This window comes from Albidovulum sediminis (assembly GCF_025380365.1).
Taxonomy (GTDB): domain Bacteria; phylum Pseudomonadota; class Alphaproteobacteria; order Rhodobacterales; family Rhodobacteraceae; genus Albidovulum; species Albidovulum sediminis.
In genome coordinates this window covers 1097981-1112308 of record NZ_JAOCQF010000001.1, presented here as the reverse complement: position 1 = coordinate 1112308, position 14328 = coordinate 1097981, and the positions used below count along the sequence as shown (strand labels likewise).

Below are 14328 nucleotides of genomic sequence, written 5' to 3'. Positions count from 1 at the left end.
CCCCGCCGTGTATCGGATTGTGCCGCCGCCGTGCGTAAGCTGCTTGCGGCTCCGTTGACGCTGCTGCCAATCGGTCGGGTTCAGCGATCCATCCTCTTCCAATCGTTCCGGGTCTGTCATCGTCGCTTCCTCAGCCCATTTGGTATCCAGGCGTGGATTGCGAAATCTCGACTTCGGCGTCGTCCATCGCCTCGGGGATCGCCTCGAACAGCGGCGTGGTCAGATAGCGCTCGGAGGTGTCGGGCAGCATCGCCAGAATGACGGTGCCGCGCGCCGCGGTTTCGGCAATTCCCATCGCCACCGCGAGAGTGGCGCCGCCCGAAATGCCGGTCATGATCCCCTCGTGGCGGGCCAGCTTGCGCGCCCAGTCCACCCCGACGGAACCGGCCACCTTCACCAGCTGGTCATAGCAGCGCTGATCGACAGCTTCCTGCAGCACCTTCGGAATGAAATCCGGAGTCCAGCCCTGAATCGGATGCGGTTCAAAGGCGGGATGGGTCTTGGCGGGGCCGCCATCCGGGGTGCGTTCCTGCGCCACGCCGCTGGAGAGGAGCGCGGCATTGGCCGGCTCGGCCAAGACAATCTGTGTAGCCGGCCTTTCACGGCGCAGCACGCGCGATAGGCCCGTCAGCGTGCCGCCCGTGCCATAGCCCGTCACCACATAGTCCAGCCGGTCGCCAGCAAAATCCGCCATGATTTCGCGCGCAGTGGTGGCTTCGTGGATGTCGGCATTGGCCTCGGTTTCGAACTGGCGGGCAAGGAACCATCCGTGCTTTTCGGCCAGCTCGGCCGCCTTGGCGTACATCCCCGTACCCTTCATCGCGCGTGGGGTCAGGATGACCTTCGCGCCCAGCAACCGCATCAGCTTGCGCCGCTCGACCGAGAAGCTGTCGGCCATGGTCACGACCAGCGGATAGCCCTTCTGGGCGCAGACCATGGCCAGCCCGATGCCGGTGTTGCCGCTTGTTGCCTCGACCACGGTTTGGCCCGGCCTCAGCTTGCCCGACCGTTCGGCCGCCTCGATGATGTTGACGGCCAGCCGGTCCTTGACCGAGGCGGCGGGGTTGAAGAACTCGGCCTTGACGTAAAGCCGGATACCTTCGGGCGCGAGGTTGTTGACCCGGATCACGGGCGTGTCGCCTATGGTGTCCAGAACGCTCTCGTAAAGCCGTCCGCGCCCGGCGGTTGTCCTGATCTTTTGCGCATCCATGGCGGTTCCTCCCGGTTGCCAGCCTTGCACGACTCTAGTCTGGCCAATCCGGCGCTGCTTGATCGACCCCTGAAGATTTCATGAAGAACTGCCGGATTCGGTGTATTATTTGGCATGGTTTGGACGTTCGGCACCTTTCGGCTTGACCCGGAGCGGCATGAACTGACCCGCGCCGGCCTGCCCGTGCCAGTGGAGCCGCAGGTCTTTGCCGTCATTCTGCATCTTGTGCGGCAGTGCGACCGCATGGTCAGCAAGGGTGAGCTGGCCGAAACGATCTGGCCAGGCGCGGCTGTTTCGGATGCCAGCATCGCCGGTCGCATCAAGTTGGCCCGTGTGGCGCTTGGCGATGATGGTGAGCGTCAGGAGGTGATCCGCACCATCCATGGCGTTGGCTTTAGGTTCGTGGCGCCGGTGACCGAAGACCGTGCCCGGCCACCTACTGCCCCGTTTGGCCTTGGCCGTCCTTCGGTCGCAGTTCTGCCTCTGCGTGTCCTTGGAGCTGAAACGGGGTTGGATATCTTGGCCGAGGCCATTCCGCACGAGGTTATTCTTGCCCTCTCGCGTCTGCGCTGGATCGCGGTGATCGCCCGCGGCTCTTCGTTTCGCTTTCGGCACGGGGCGGATTTCGATCTGGTCGCCAGCTCGCTCGGGGCCCGATACGTGCTGTCGGGGGTGATGGAGGCGGGCGTCGGCACCGTCGCGGTGACTCTGGAACTGACCGACTGCAAGAATTCCGAGGTGATCTGGGCGGACTGCATCACGCGGCGGCTGGATGCCTTGGCCGAACTGCGCGCCCTGATCGCCATGCGGATCATCGCGGCACTGGAATTGCGCGTGCCCGAGAACGAGGCGCGCCACGCCGAACTGAGCGGGTCCGCTGCCTTTGATGCCTGGGCCAGCTTTCACCTCGGCCTACGCCATCTGTATCGCTTCACCGACAGCGACAATGCCGCCGCCAAGGGCCATTTCCAGCGCTCCGTTGCATTGGACCCCGGTTTCGCGCGGGCGCAGGCGGGGCTATCCTTTACCAGCTTCATTGAGGCTTTCCTGCGGATCGTCCCCGACGTTCGGGCGGCGAGCCGGGCTGCGCTGCATCATGCCGAGCGCGGGCTGGAACTGGACCCGCTCGACCCGTTCGTGAACTTCACCATGGGTCGCGCCCATTGGCTAACCGGTGAGGTGGAGATGGCACAGCGCTGGCTATCGCGCGCGACCGAGATCAACCCGAATTATGCTCATGGCTTTTACGCATCCGGCTTCACCGCCATGCTGCTGGGTGACGCGACGGCCAGCAATCGGGCGGTGGACTCCGCGCTGGAGCTTAGCCCGCTCGATCCTCTGCTTTACGGCATGTACGGCGTGCGCGCGCAAATGCTTATCCAACAGGGGCACTATGCCGCTGCGGCCGAATGGGCAGCAAAAGCTGCATCTGCTCCGGGGGCGCATCATCTGATCGCCATGATCGCCGCTGCGGCGTTCGATTTGGCTGAAGTACCTGTGCTGGCCCGACACTGGGCCGAGGCCGCCCGGTCGCGGCGTCCGGATGTTTCGGCGCGAGATTACTCGCTGGCATTCCCGATCCGAGATATCGAGAAACGGCGCATGATCGAAGCCGTGCTGAACCGCCACGGCTTCTGAGCAAGACATCCCGGACTTGCCGGAGGCCGATCAACATTAATTGCGCCGCCACGGGATCAGATTCTTGTTTCGAAACACGAACTCCGGCAGCACTGTCTCCCATTCATCGTGTCCGACGTGGGTCTGAAAGGCCCCTTCTTTACCTGACTTACGCCGGCAAACAATGGCAGCCTACCTGCCCGCGACGAGATAATTGCCCTCGGGCGGGACCCAAGCCCCCCACCATGCGGCCAAGCTGACGGCCCTGCGCGTCGAGGACCATCCCCTCTCCTCGCGCCGTTCCAGCGACTGTGGGTTGTCAATCTCCGTTTCGGCAATTGCTGAAACGTCGGGCTCGTCTCATGAGCCGCCAGCCGGTTCATGAGCTCTTGCGCAGGGATGTTGCCGATAGGCCGGAACCGAGGCAGACCTGCATTTCACCTTTTGAAAAGCACCAGGCAGCGTGATGACCGTCGCCCAGCCGCGGAGTGCGGCAATTGTTCCGCGAGAACCGCGGGCTTATGGTACATTCAGTCCTGAGATGCGGCAGCATGTCGGAGGCAGCCATGTATCGCACGATCCTCTTGGCGTATGACGGATCCATCGAGGGACGCCTCGCCTTGCGCGAAGGCGCGCGGCTGGCCCAGGTCTGTGGAGCGCGCGTCGTGCTGATGGCCGTCGTGGAACCCACGCCCGAATTTGTCGCCGGCGATGGCAGTGCGGTCTACATTCCGCCGGACCGGACGGAGGAATTCCAGAAGATCCTTGATGAGGGCAAGGCACGTCTGATCCGAATGGGCCTTGTCCCCGAGGCGCGACTGGAAAGGGGCGACCCTACAGAGCAGATCTGCAAGGCAGCGCAGGAAAGCGCCGCTGACCTGGTTGTCGTCGGGCATCACAAGCAGGGGGCGATGGCCAGGTGGTTGAAAGGGTCAGTCACGGCATCTCTCAGCGACACCCTGAACTGCAGCCTGCTGGTTGCACGGCTCGAGATTTCCGATGAAGCGCTGTTTGGCGGGCCTGTGCCCTGATCGTCAGATCTCAGGGACCTGTTCCCGGTGAGAACCGGCGGCCTTTTCCCTGAACCCTGCGCCCGGCAACACATGGTGTGAATGCCGTGCCATTCAGCGAGAGCAACGGATCGGGACAGCCTGACGGCGGACTTCGGAACCCGACGGGTTCCATGCGCTTGCCCTTGCCAGCAGCCCTTTGACATCCCCCACATTCCACCGGCCTCCGCGCCTTGTCCTGATCCCGCGCGCGGTCAACTCTTTGGCAATGGCCCGCGGCGAGGTATGCCCGGACAATCGGATGTCGTCGAGGACAGGTCCAAGGTTCCGGGCGAAGCTGCAGCATTGGCGGAGCCGTGGCTCGCAGCGCGGTCCCACCTTTCCCAGCCCGCCTGAGCACCGCGGCGCCATTGGGCTTGCCGGCTTCACCCCGCGCGCCTTGGCCACCGCCGGCATCTCCTCCGTCTGGCGACTGATGGCTTTGCGTTCCTGCTGGGCGACGAGCGCCATGATGCCCACGGTCAGGTCATTGGCCTCAGGCATGTTGCAGGCGATGAACTTCACACCGGAGAGCCGCGAGACCTGGCTCTTACTGATCCCCGACATGCCCATCGCCTTGACCAGATCGTCCACGGACCGCGTCGGGATGCCCTGGACGTAAGCCTCCTGGATGACCGCGGTCAGCGCCTTCTCGGCCAAGCTGACAAACCTCCAAGCGGTTCTCGCTTCGTTTGTCCGATCTGCCCAAAAGCTGGAAACCCGTCGCTCTAGACGGGTGCGTCGGTCCTGTGAAAGGGGATGTCAGGCCTGTGGCGAATTCTGAAACAGTGACCCGCGAACTGGGAAAATCAAACACTCCTGCAACATTTTCTCCGCACATTTCGGGCACGGGTTTCAGAAGGGGAAAGTGGCATGTCGTCCACGAATTTGGGCCCGAACCGAACCACTCGAACCGGGCAGTACGCGCCCGAAAGAAGCTCGGTTCTTCCGGACAGCAAGATGTGGCGACGCTCGGAGGGATTTCCAGTGACCCCATCCACAGGCGAGCGATCGGGGGCGGGCCCGCTTCGGGTGCTTGCACTGCTGATCGCAGCGACGTTTCTCCAGCCGCTTGTCAGTGGTTCCGCGATGGCAGAGGCCGTCACGGTCACCACGCTGGAGTGGCCGCCCTATACCTCGGCCGATCTGCCGAAGGGCGGCGCGACTACCGAGGTGGTGAAGCAGGCGTTTGCTGCAGCCGGACTTGAGACCGAGGTCCGTGTCCTGCCGTGGAAGCGCGCGATCTCGGATGCGAAGGACGACGACGCGATCGTCGCCTACTATCCGGGATACCACTGCCGCCATGTGGAGGGCTTCGTGCCCTCTGACCCGATCGGAACGGGGCCATTGGGGTTTGCCGAGAATGTCGATGCGCCGGTGGAGTGGAAGAGCATCGACGACATCGGCGAGCAGAAGCTCAAGGTTGGCACGGTCCTTGGCTATGCCAATACGGACGAGTTCGACGAAAAGGCCGGAACCGGCTGGATCCGGGCAGTTCCCGCGCCGGACGACCTCACCAATCTGCGCAAGCTCATGCTCAAGCGGATCGACATGGCGGTCATCGACAAGCTTGTAATGTCCTACCTACTGGCCACCGACCCGCGCCGAGACGCCTGCGCTGCTGAAGGGGATTCTCTTCGGTCCCGATGGTGCGGCCTTCTCTCCGACCCACACCCGCAAGGGCGACAAGCTCTACCGCTACCATGTCAGCCAGACGGTGCTGAAGCATGGCGCGGGTTCTTGTCCGGTTGGCCGCGTGCCCGCGGGCGAGATCGAGGCGGCCGTCATCGACCAGTTGCGCGTCGTGTTCCGCCAGCCGGAGATCGTCGCAGGGACGTGGAAGGCGGCACGCGGCCATGATGACGACTTCACCGAGGCAGACGCCCGCGAGGCCCTGCAGCAGCTGGATCCGCTTTGGGACGAACTCTTCCCTGCTGAACAGGCGCGCATCGTGGCGCTGCTGGTCGAGCGCGTGGATATCGGCGTTGACGGCCTGAACGTCCGGCTGCGCGTGGATGGCCTCGGCGGCCTCGCGCGCGAGATGCTGGCCGGCGGGATCGGAGAAGCGGCGTGACCCGAACGACCGCAATCCCCGAGACGGTGACGCTCCACGTGCCGTTCCGCGTCGTGAAACGTGGCGGACGGAAGGAGATGCTGTTGCCCGAGGACGCCACGCAACCGCGGCGGGCTGACAACACGCTCCTCAAGGCTCTGGCGCGCGCCTTCCGCTGGAAGCGGATGCTGGAGTCGGGCGAGTTCGCCACCATCGCCGAACTGGCCGAGCGCGAGGGCATCGCGCCGTCCTACATGACCCGCGTTCTGCGCCTGACACTGCTCGCGCCCGGCATCATTCAGGAGATCCTGGACGGCAGGCAGAGGCCGGAGGTGACGCTGGCACGGGTGCTGGAGCCGTTTCCGGTCGAGTGGGAACAACAATGAAGCAGATCGATCGATGCTCTGTGATCAGAGCCGCACCGCATTACGGCCCTGCGCTGAAAACACACGGCCATCCATATTGCGCCAAGGCTCTGCATCGCGAAGATCGGATTGGGTCTCTCATGTCTCACCGGAGACACTCCAACCTGGCCACTCTGCGCGTTGCGAACCTCTGGCACGGAGATGATCTCGTCGAAGTTTCGGAGAACTAGACACGGTGGCTAAAATTCATTCTGACCGCTGCATCCGCCAAAGATTGCCCCCCAATTGGGACAAGTTTCGTCGCTTTGCAGCGTGCTTCCCTTCGTTTAGCAATTGGTCAATATCGGCCCCTACTTCTTCATTGTAGATGTGGTAGAGATGCCCGGTTACGCTTTGGACCTGCAGATCGCTCAGATCAATGACCTCCACGCCTTCCAGTCTTTCCACGGCATTTCCGGCCTGCCCTAGGCGCGGGTATCCGTGAACCTGCTCGGAAAGGGCAAGCGGTCGGTCAGCATCGGATACATAGACGGTGATGCTGCTCACGATCGGCCGAATCCGTGGCAGGAGCCGCGAGAATATTTCGAAGTCCATATCAGGCGCGAGCAATACGACATTGCCCAAACGGACCTCGGGATACTGAGCGGCAACGTCATGAATCGCGAGGACGATCCCGCGCGCTCCGAGGCTGTGGCCAACAAGGTCAACGTTTGCCGGCCCGAAGCGTTTCTCGAGCCCGGCTACCATAGACGCAAGGTCGGGAACGCTCCAGTACAGATCGGCCTCGTCGTGGATATAGTTCAGCAGACCGCCGTCTGAGGGCCAGCTGAACCAAAGGAACCTGCCTTGTAGCTTGGCGTTTTCCTGCAGGACGGTGGCTCTGCGGCAGCCCTTCTCGAAGTCGATGTAGAAGCCGTGGGTGTAGAGCACAGGCCTGGCGAGGTCCGCACCCTGCTCTAGTGAATCCAGAACCTGATCCAGCGGCAACGGTCGTACTGCCGCAACGCGCAGGATTTCCTCAGGGATGTAGAAAGGAGCAGCCTTGGCCACCGGCGACAGGATGTCGAGCCGACGCTGTCCGATATGGCACCTGCCCGCTGTGAGACCACTGCGTTCCTCGCCGTAAAATCTCGCAGGATCAGTGTCCCCGGTCACGTTGCGCAGGGTCAAGTATGGAACACCACGTTCGGCCTGATTTCCCTCGGCGATTGCCGGCGGTGCTCCAAACGAGAGTGGCCCGGCGAGAAACAAAAGGGTCACCCCAACGCACCATACAAATTTTGGTACCGGGCCTGTCATTTTGCTGCTCTTCATCCAAAGGTCGCCTGCGCAATCCATCGGCAAAGGCCTCGCGGCCGCACCGGAACCCTGCCGTTCACCATTGCCGAGCATCGCGGCGTATCCGAACAGTACGCGATACTACAATTCCTCGAGAATCGCGAAATGCTCTTCAACTCGGTGATTGGCCCCTATCGCATCCCTCTCGGAGAATGAGGGATCGCAGGCTGCCGGTACCTGTTAGCAACACCGCTGTATCTCCGCCGCTCGCTCGAGCCCCGAACGATGGTATCGTGTTCCGCTCGGGGATTGATCGAGGTGCGGGCGGACTAAAAGAGAGACAGAGGGAGGGACCGGGCCTCACCTTGGCTCGACAAGGCTCCGATTTGCGAAGAACTGGCGCGGCGCGGCCGCGTTCACAGTAGGGTAGTAGGTGCAATTCAGACGGCCAACAGTCGGTCTGTCGGGCAAAACGACGCGGGGGCGCTGACCATCACGTCCGACCAAGTCACGGATCAGTTCGTCGAGGATCGCGCTCAGCAGGCTCCGCGGACGACACGTAACCTCTGCCGCGGCCCAGGCACGTCCCCGGTTGCAGGATTGCCGCCTCAGGGTGATGTTGACTGTGTCTCCCGTGGCTTGCCATACGAGCCGGCCATCGCAGGCAAGCTCCGGCGCTCGAACGGAGTAGGTGCCGCGCCCGCCTGCCCTGAGGCAAAAGTTCAGAATGTAGGGGCCGTACAAGTGCCTATCAGCCCGGTAGCAACCCGACACGACGGCACCACCGGGCACGTCCGGAACAACAACGCGTGGCTCCGGCGATTGGGCCTGCGCCGATGTCGCGGACAGTATCGAGATAACCGCGAGAATCAGAGCGAGGTCCAAGATAGGCAAGCGCATGTTCTATCACCTTTGCATAGGATGAGATTGCCGATGACGGGGCGGCGCGCTTCCGAAGCGCCCGCCCCTGCTCTCTTGGGTCCCTGCAACGTGGCCGGGACACTGGATGCTCTGGCTTTAGTAGGCCGTCCACCCACCATCGGTCGCATAGGTGGCGCCCGTCATGTTGCCTGCCTCGGGTGAGAGGAGGTAGCACATCATGCTAACCTGTTCGGCAACAGTCGCCGAACGGGCGTTCTGGTTGGCATAGGCCTGGATCGATTTGATCTTGATCCGTCCCATACCAGGGTTCTTGGATCCGATGGCCGCGCTTTGCGCAGCGACAAGCGCGCCCGCCCGCGCGACCATAGGCGTGTCGGTCGCCGCCATGTTGACCGAATTCACGCGGATTCCATATGGCGCGTAATCGAGTGCCGCGTTGCGGGTCAGCCCGTTGACCGCGTGCTTCGACGCGACATAGGCCGGGTTACCGGCAAGGCCGGTCATACCGGCAATGGAACCCACGTTGACAATCGATCCGCCACGCCCCTGGGCGATCATCTGCCGGAGCTCATGGCGCATCGAAAGAAACACGCCCTTCACGTTCGTGCGGAACACGTTGTCCCAGTACTCGTCGGTGGCCTCGTGGACTGACGCGAAGACCAGTTCCTTCTGCGACTCGTAGTCGATGGGGGCCCCGGAATACACGCCGTCCATGACCCCCGCATTGTTCAGCGCGGCGTCCAATCCACCGAACTCCTGAATGGCGACCTCAACCATGCGTGCGCACACAGCATCATCGCTGACGTCCCCGGGAACGAAGCGGACGTTGAACCCCGCGGCGGCGACCTCGTCCATCGCGGCCTTGCCCTGCTCTTCGAGCCAATCCACGCCGACGACATTTGCGCCCTCCCGTGCCAGCCGCCAGACTGCCCCAAGCCCCATGCCACGAGCCGAGCCCGTGACGATCACCGTCTTGCCAGCGAAACGGCCGGGCGTGTGATAGTCGTCCGGCATCGGTGCGATGTCGCGCCGCTCGGGAATGTTCGGGTCCGCTGGATCCCACGGCTGCGCATAAGGGCCGACGTCCGCCAACGTTGCTTCTTGCTGAGCCGAAGCTCGCGTCGCCGCAATGCCGCCTAGGGCAGCGGTGCCGCCGATTCCCTTCAGCAGGTCTCGTCTGTACATGATTGCTTTCTCCTGGATTATCAAAATGCGTAGCGGAAGAAGACCATGGCGCTCAGCCAGTTCTTCGCGTCTCCTCCGAGCGCCGACTTCGCTGCGTCGCCCGGTATCGTGTAGGCAAGATGCCCGTGAACGTACGTGTTGCGGTTTATGAACCACTTGGCCGTGACGTTCGCCTCGAAGCCGTATTCCTCGCCGTCAAGAAAGCTCAGCGCAGGGTTGCCCCCGATGTTGTTCTCCTGGTCTGCGTAGAACGCCCAGAGTTGTGGAACGATTTCCACCTTGGGGCTCGGTCGGAAGCTGGCCTGGACTCGGTGCGCGAGCACGTTGCTGTTCTGGACGACCTTGAAATGGTTCGCGCCCTGCACCCACTGCTGGCCGTTTCCACCCGACAGAATCGGGTCCCAGCGCTCGTAGGTCGCCGTCGCCGGATCGTCGCCACTGAACATCGACAGGCGATAACTCACGGTAGGCGACCACTTCGCCTGCGGCCAGGAATAGCCTGCCTCGGCCCAACCCGCCCTTGCGTCCATATCGAAGTTCTTATTCCGCTGAACTGCATATTCTGCGCCGAAGAACGGGCCCGCCTGGCCAGATGGGTTCGGACTGTAGCTCAACCGTGCGTCATAGACCTTTAAGCCCTCCCGTGTCCCAGCGATGCCACCGACAGGCGAGAAATAGCTGAAATTTGAGCTGGGAGAGGTGACGTAGGCGGCCCCAAGTGTCAGCCCATCCATTGGCTTCATCTCGACATTTGCGCCGAGGTAGGTCGTATTGCTGTCAATCGCGGGAAGCTCGTCCGGATCGATGTAGAACAGCTCGAACTTGGTGTCGTTGTAGCGGAGCTGCGCGAGCGCCAGAAAATCCGAAGCCCACCGCGCGTTTGCCTGAAGTGCCGCGCGCTCTTGGCCGTTAGCCGCTGTGTTTGCCATGAGGAAGCCGTCCGCAAGCGTGAAGCGCTGGCGACCGAAAGTCAGGTTGTAGGCAAGCCGGTTGCCCCGAGCGTCCGTGCTCCCGCCAACCACGCCTAAGTAGGCATCCTCAATCCCGGTGTAGCTTCGGCTCTTGTCGGTGAAGAGCTCCTGTCCAGCTGAACCCGCCGTGATAGCGCTGAGTCCGCCGTACAAGTACGTCTGCGGGGCGATAGGAGTAATGCCGTATATCCCATAGTGCGCATAGGTCTCGAGCCACTGGTCCCAGCCCTCGCCCGCGGGCGTTCCCTGCACGAGCGGATTGTCGGCAAGCATGGCATCAGGCCGGCCATACCAGGCGTTATTGTTCGCATAGTAGAGACCGAGGAGGTCGAGCTTGAAACGGACGTATGTGCCATTCCTGTCGTAGATAGTCGGAAAGTCTCCGCCGAACGCCAGTCCGCGCCCCTCAGCGGAAACGTCCCCCAAGGTGACCTCGACAACGACCTCCAGGCCGTTACGCGCTCCGAACTGCACCTCATAGTCCGTGGAGGCGACATCCTTGATTCGACGAGCTTGGGAAAGCTGGAAGGCAAGACGCTCTTCCGAAAAGCGGTCCCCAGGAAACAGGCTCAGAAGCGTCCTTACTTGGTCCTCGACGCGAGAATTTAACGCGCCGTCGGAGCTCGGGTTCGCGATCCGTACCGTAACTCGCTCGACAAGCTGGTTGGTATATGAATCCACTCCACCCACGCCCTGCGCTGCCGCAGGATCCGGAAAGGCCACAAGCCTAGGAATTCCCAGAAGAACCGTTAACGCCAAACATAGCGCCATCCGCCCTTGCCGCATGTCGTCCTCCCCGGAACGCGCATATCAAAGGCCTCATGTTAGGTCGTGAAGGGCAACAGGTAACAAGAGCCTTGTTGCCCGATTTGGGTATCCGGGACTCAACCCGGATAAGTCTCTGGGCTGCGTGTCATCTGACCTTCTCCCCGGCTCACTGTCGTGAATGAGCCGATTGGATCGGTCGGAGTCGGAACACTTCGTCGAGCCCCGGGCCACTAGGTCTCTCGATCGCCGACAAGGTCACGATTGGCGGGTGGCGTGCGCCATGGTCGCCCTGCAATTGCTGCGAAATCTAGTCGGGCCGATTTCTTTGCGCCTCGACAGCGGCGCCAAGGATTGTCTTGAGGTAGATGATCGTCGCCTCGGTAGCGGGCCTGAGATCCTTTGCTGCTACCAATGTCGGACCCCAGTTCCCGTCGCTGTCGCGCTCGATCCAGCCCTTTTCTTCAAGTGCGCGGATCCGCCGCCGAACGCTTTCACGCGGGATTCCGGTGCAGTGAGAAATCGACAGTGCGTTTGTCGGGGTATTTCTTGTCTGCTGCTGTTCACCATGCAGCAATGACGCTTGCCAGCCTTCACCTTTGACTCTGGCTGAAATGCAGGCGAGGACGAGTAATGCTTCGAGATCGCCGTCAAAATGCCTGCGCAGTTCCGTCATGAGCGTCACGAAACCGGCGACGTGAGCAGGATGGATCACGTCGAGGCGTTCTTCGATCCAAGCGCGTGTCATCGAACGTGGCAACATGCGTCTGGACCTCCCGGCCTTCTTCGCAGTCTCGCAAAGCCAGACTACCCGAGCGAAGCATCTTCACCAAGTGATTGACGGTTAGGCTGCCGGGTGATTGCAAGTCCGATCATACTGGATCTTCCGGGCGCGCCTTTCACGCTCGGTGCCGGGGGTACGACGGAAGTGTAAGACGCACTCAGCCGTCGGGCCCAGCTCGGGAGGTGGATCGGGTAAAAGTCGCTATTCGAGTCGTTCCTCAAAGTGAACCAAGGCGTTTCCGTTAACATCAGTCATCACGAGACCGGCGCCGTATCGCACGTAACCGGATACCCGGCGCAGGGCCTCAAGAAAGCTCCGTTCGAGACCCTCTGCTTGATCGGGACAGGCCATCAGCGTCCCCGCGAAACTCCCCGGAAAAGAGATCTGGCCTTTCGAAAGGATTAGCTGCCCGGTGAACCGATTGCATCCGCCGAAGATCGAGAAATTCATTTCATCGTCAATTGCCAGTGTTGCAGGGTCGTCATTAGACCATGGCTTGCCTGCGACTTCAGTGACGCCCCACAAGATGCCCGATATGGATCGGGGAATGGCGGTGGCGATTCGATCATCTTTTGTCCACATGGTGAGCAGGATATCCACCTGTCGCATATCGGCGCCGTCAAAGACGCGGTACAGCTGTGTGGACCTGAAAATCAGATCTTCACCAGACCATATGACGGCGACAAGAGCATAGCGCGATCGTTTGTCGATGATTTTTGGATCATAGCTCAAGCTCACGGCCATCGGAACGCCTGCAATCGCGAAGCGCTTGGACGCCAGGAGCTTTGCAGCCATTTCCGCCCGAGATACATCGAGAAGCTGAACATCAAGTTGCGCGTCCGGTGGGAGGGCAATGCGCTCCCGATATGAAACCGTGATTTCGATGGATTTCGAATCCGCCTCCGCCGAGGAGGACGTTGCGGCCTGGGCCATTATCAGCGCGAGAGTAAGAACGACGAGTCGCATATTCGATTGCCTGTGAAGGAGGGGTGGAAAGCGAAACCTTAAGTGGAAATGCCAGGCCTTGAGGGACTGGTGGGAAGTTTTTTGCGCCTAGAGCGGAGAGGCACTCGAGAAGACATAGCGGGAATGCTGTCCCCGCCGGGTCCTTGGTTGCTTCTGTGTATTGTTCTCCGCGTCTTCGCCGACCTCACCACCCAGTCCGGAGAGAAGCTCACCAGGTCTGACCGTTAGTGCTGCCACAATAGGAGAATGCTTGCCGACACTGTCGATGTCGGCGACGTGTAGATGCATGTCAGTTTGAGGAAACGGTATCGAGATTCCGCGTTCGTCGAAAGCTTCCTTAACAGCACGCCTCAGGTTCCAATAGACTGTCAGGTAGTCTTCCGCGCGAACCCAGGGGCGGCGGTGCTCTAAACCCCGGAAACTGGACCGTTTGAAGCTGGAGTTTTCGGCTACGCTTTCCTGGCTGGGAAAGGAGCTGAGGACGATGAAGGCATCGAAGTTTTCGGACGGGCAGAAGGCGTTCGTGCTGAGGCAGGGTAAGGAGGGCACGCCGGTCGCGGAGATCTGCCGCAAGGCGGGGATCAGACAGACTCGATGGGTGTCGCTGGCGCTGGTGTTGGTGATAACATCTCCCCAGACTTTGCTGTTTGGGATCACGATGACCCGGTTGTCCGGCGTGATCATCTTGGTCGCGGCGATCGAAACAGAATCCACGGTCCCGGAGGTGGCGCCAACATCCACATAGTCGCCCTCGTCGAAAGGACGGTTGATCATGATTATCAGCTCGGCAGCAAGGTTGCCCAAGTTGTCCTGAATCGCGAATGCGATGATGAAGGAAGCGCCCCCGACAACCGCGAACAGCGGCGTTACGTTCACGCCGAGAACCGCGAGGACGATCATCAATCCGACCGATACAGTCAGCCAGTACACAACCATGACAAGGAAATCGCGGAGCAACTTCGAAAGGTTTGGCACCTGGCGGATGGCGCGCCGGAGCCAGATGCGGACCATTCTCGCCGCGATGAAGAGATCGAATAACGATGCAATGATTATCGTGACGCTGAAGCCGAGCTGTACGCCTCCGTCGGGCGAGATCACCCAGTTCCACGCGCTGTCGAACAGTTCCTGAAACGTTAGGCGCGAAGTCTCCTTAATGCTGATTGCGCTGACGGAGTCGCGCAATACCGACACCTCTGCCGGGTC

Annotated in this window: 9 protein-coding genes and 4 pseudogenes; 5 read left to right on the top strand and 8 right to left on the bottom strand. The window is 61.5% G+C overall.

Going from position 1 to position 14328, the window contains the following annotated elements; translation table 11 throughout:
• Positions 1–130: 130 nt before the first annotated feature.
• Positions 131–1210 (bottom strand): PLP-dependent cysteine synthase family protein, encoded by a 1080-nt coding sequence (locus N5I32_RS05495; protein ID WP_261494392.1) that lies wholly within the window; start codon positions 1208–1210, stop codon positions 131–133.
• A 114-nt stretch (positions 1211–1324) separates the two neighbouring features.
• Between N5I32_RS05495 and N5I32_RS05490 the strand changes: the two genes are divergently transcribed.
• Together N5I32_RS05490 and N5I32_RS05485 are read left to right on the top strand one after the other, a co-directional pair.
• The gene (locus tag N5I32_RS05490; RefSeq protein ID WP_261494391.1) at positions 1325–2848 is read left to right on the top strand and encodes a winged helix-turn-helix domain-containing protein; all 1524 of its coding nucleotides are present in this window, start codon (positions 1325–1327) and stop codon (positions 2846–2848) included.
• Positions 2849–3393: 545 nt separating this feature from the next.
• On the top strand, positions 3394–3858 hold the full coding sequence (locus N5I32_RS05485; protein WP_261494390.1) for a universal stress protein: 465 nt from the start codon (positions 3394–3396) through the stop codon (positions 3856–3858).
• Between the two features lie 549 nt (positions 3859–4407).
• Here the strand turns inward: N5I32_RS05485 and N5I32_RS05480 are convergent.
• A pseudogene (locus N5I32_RS05480) lies at positions 4408–4533 on the bottom strand (transposase); the annotation flags it as partial.
• A 940-nt stretch (positions 4534–5473) separates the two neighbouring features.
• On the opposite strand from N5I32_RS05480, the pseudogene N5I32_RS05475 reads away from it, so the two are divergent.
• Positions 5474–5950 (top strand): annotated as a pseudogene (locus tag N5I32_RS05475) (recombinase zinc ribbon domain-containing protein); the annotation flags it as partial.
• Complete coding sequence (locus tag N5I32_RS05470) at positions 5947–6315, top strand: hypothetical protein (RefSeq protein WP_261494389.1); 369 nt, start codon at positions 5947–5949, stop codon at positions 6313–6315. The pseudogene N5I32_RS05475 and the gene N5I32_RS05470, both read left to right, overlap by 4 nt.
• A 225-nt stretch (positions 6316–6540) precedes the next feature.
• On the opposite strand, the gene N5I32_RS05465 is transcribed toward N5I32_RS05470, so the two are convergent.
• From N5I32_RS05465 to N5I32_RS05445, 5 genes are all read right to left on the bottom strand, one after another.
• Complete coding sequence (locus N5I32_RS05465; RefSeq protein ID WP_261494388.1) at positions 6541–7686, bottom strand: alpha/beta hydrolase; 1146 nt, start codon at positions 7684–7686, stop codon at positions 6541–6543.
• A 903-nt stretch (positions 7687–8589) separates the two neighbouring features.
• Positions 8590–9639: an SDR family NAD(P)-dependent oxidoreductase gene (locus N5I32_RS05460; protein ID WP_261494387.1), complete on the bottom strand. Its 1050-nt coding sequence runs from the start codon at positions 9637–9639 to the stop codon at positions 8590–8592.
• A 20-nt stretch (positions 9640–9659) separates the two neighbouring features.
• Complete coding sequence (locus N5I32_RS05455) at positions 9660–11396, bottom strand: alginate export family protein (RefSeq protein WP_261494386.1); 1737 nt, start codon at positions 11394–11396, stop codon at positions 9660–9662.
• A gap of 289 nt (positions 11397–11685) precedes the next feature.
• Positions 11686–12138, bottom strand: coding sequence for a helix-turn-helix domain-containing protein (locus tag N5I32_RS05450; protein ID WP_261494385.1), 453 nt, complete (start codon positions 12136–12138; stop codon positions 11686–11688).
• Positions 12139–12360: 222 nt separating this feature from the next.
• The gene (locus N5I32_RS05445; protein WP_261494384.1) at positions 12361–13125 is read right to left on the bottom strand and encodes a YbaY family lipoprotein; all 765 of its coding nucleotides are present in this window, start codon (positions 13123–13125) and stop codon (positions 12361–12363) included.
• Positions 13126–13609: 484 nt separating this feature from the next.
• Here N5I32_RS05445 and N5I32_RS21330 point away from each other — a divergent pair.
• Positions 13610–13714: pseudogene (locus tag N5I32_RS21330) on the top strand (transposase); the annotation flags it as partial.
• A 32-nt stretch (positions 13715–13746) separates the two neighbouring features.
• Here the strand turns inward: N5I32_RS21330 and N5I32_RS05440 are convergent.
• Positions 13747–14025: pseudogene (locus N5I32_RS05440) on the bottom strand (mechanosensitive ion channel family protein); the annotation flags it as partial.
• Positions 14026–14328 lie beyond the last annotated feature (303 nt).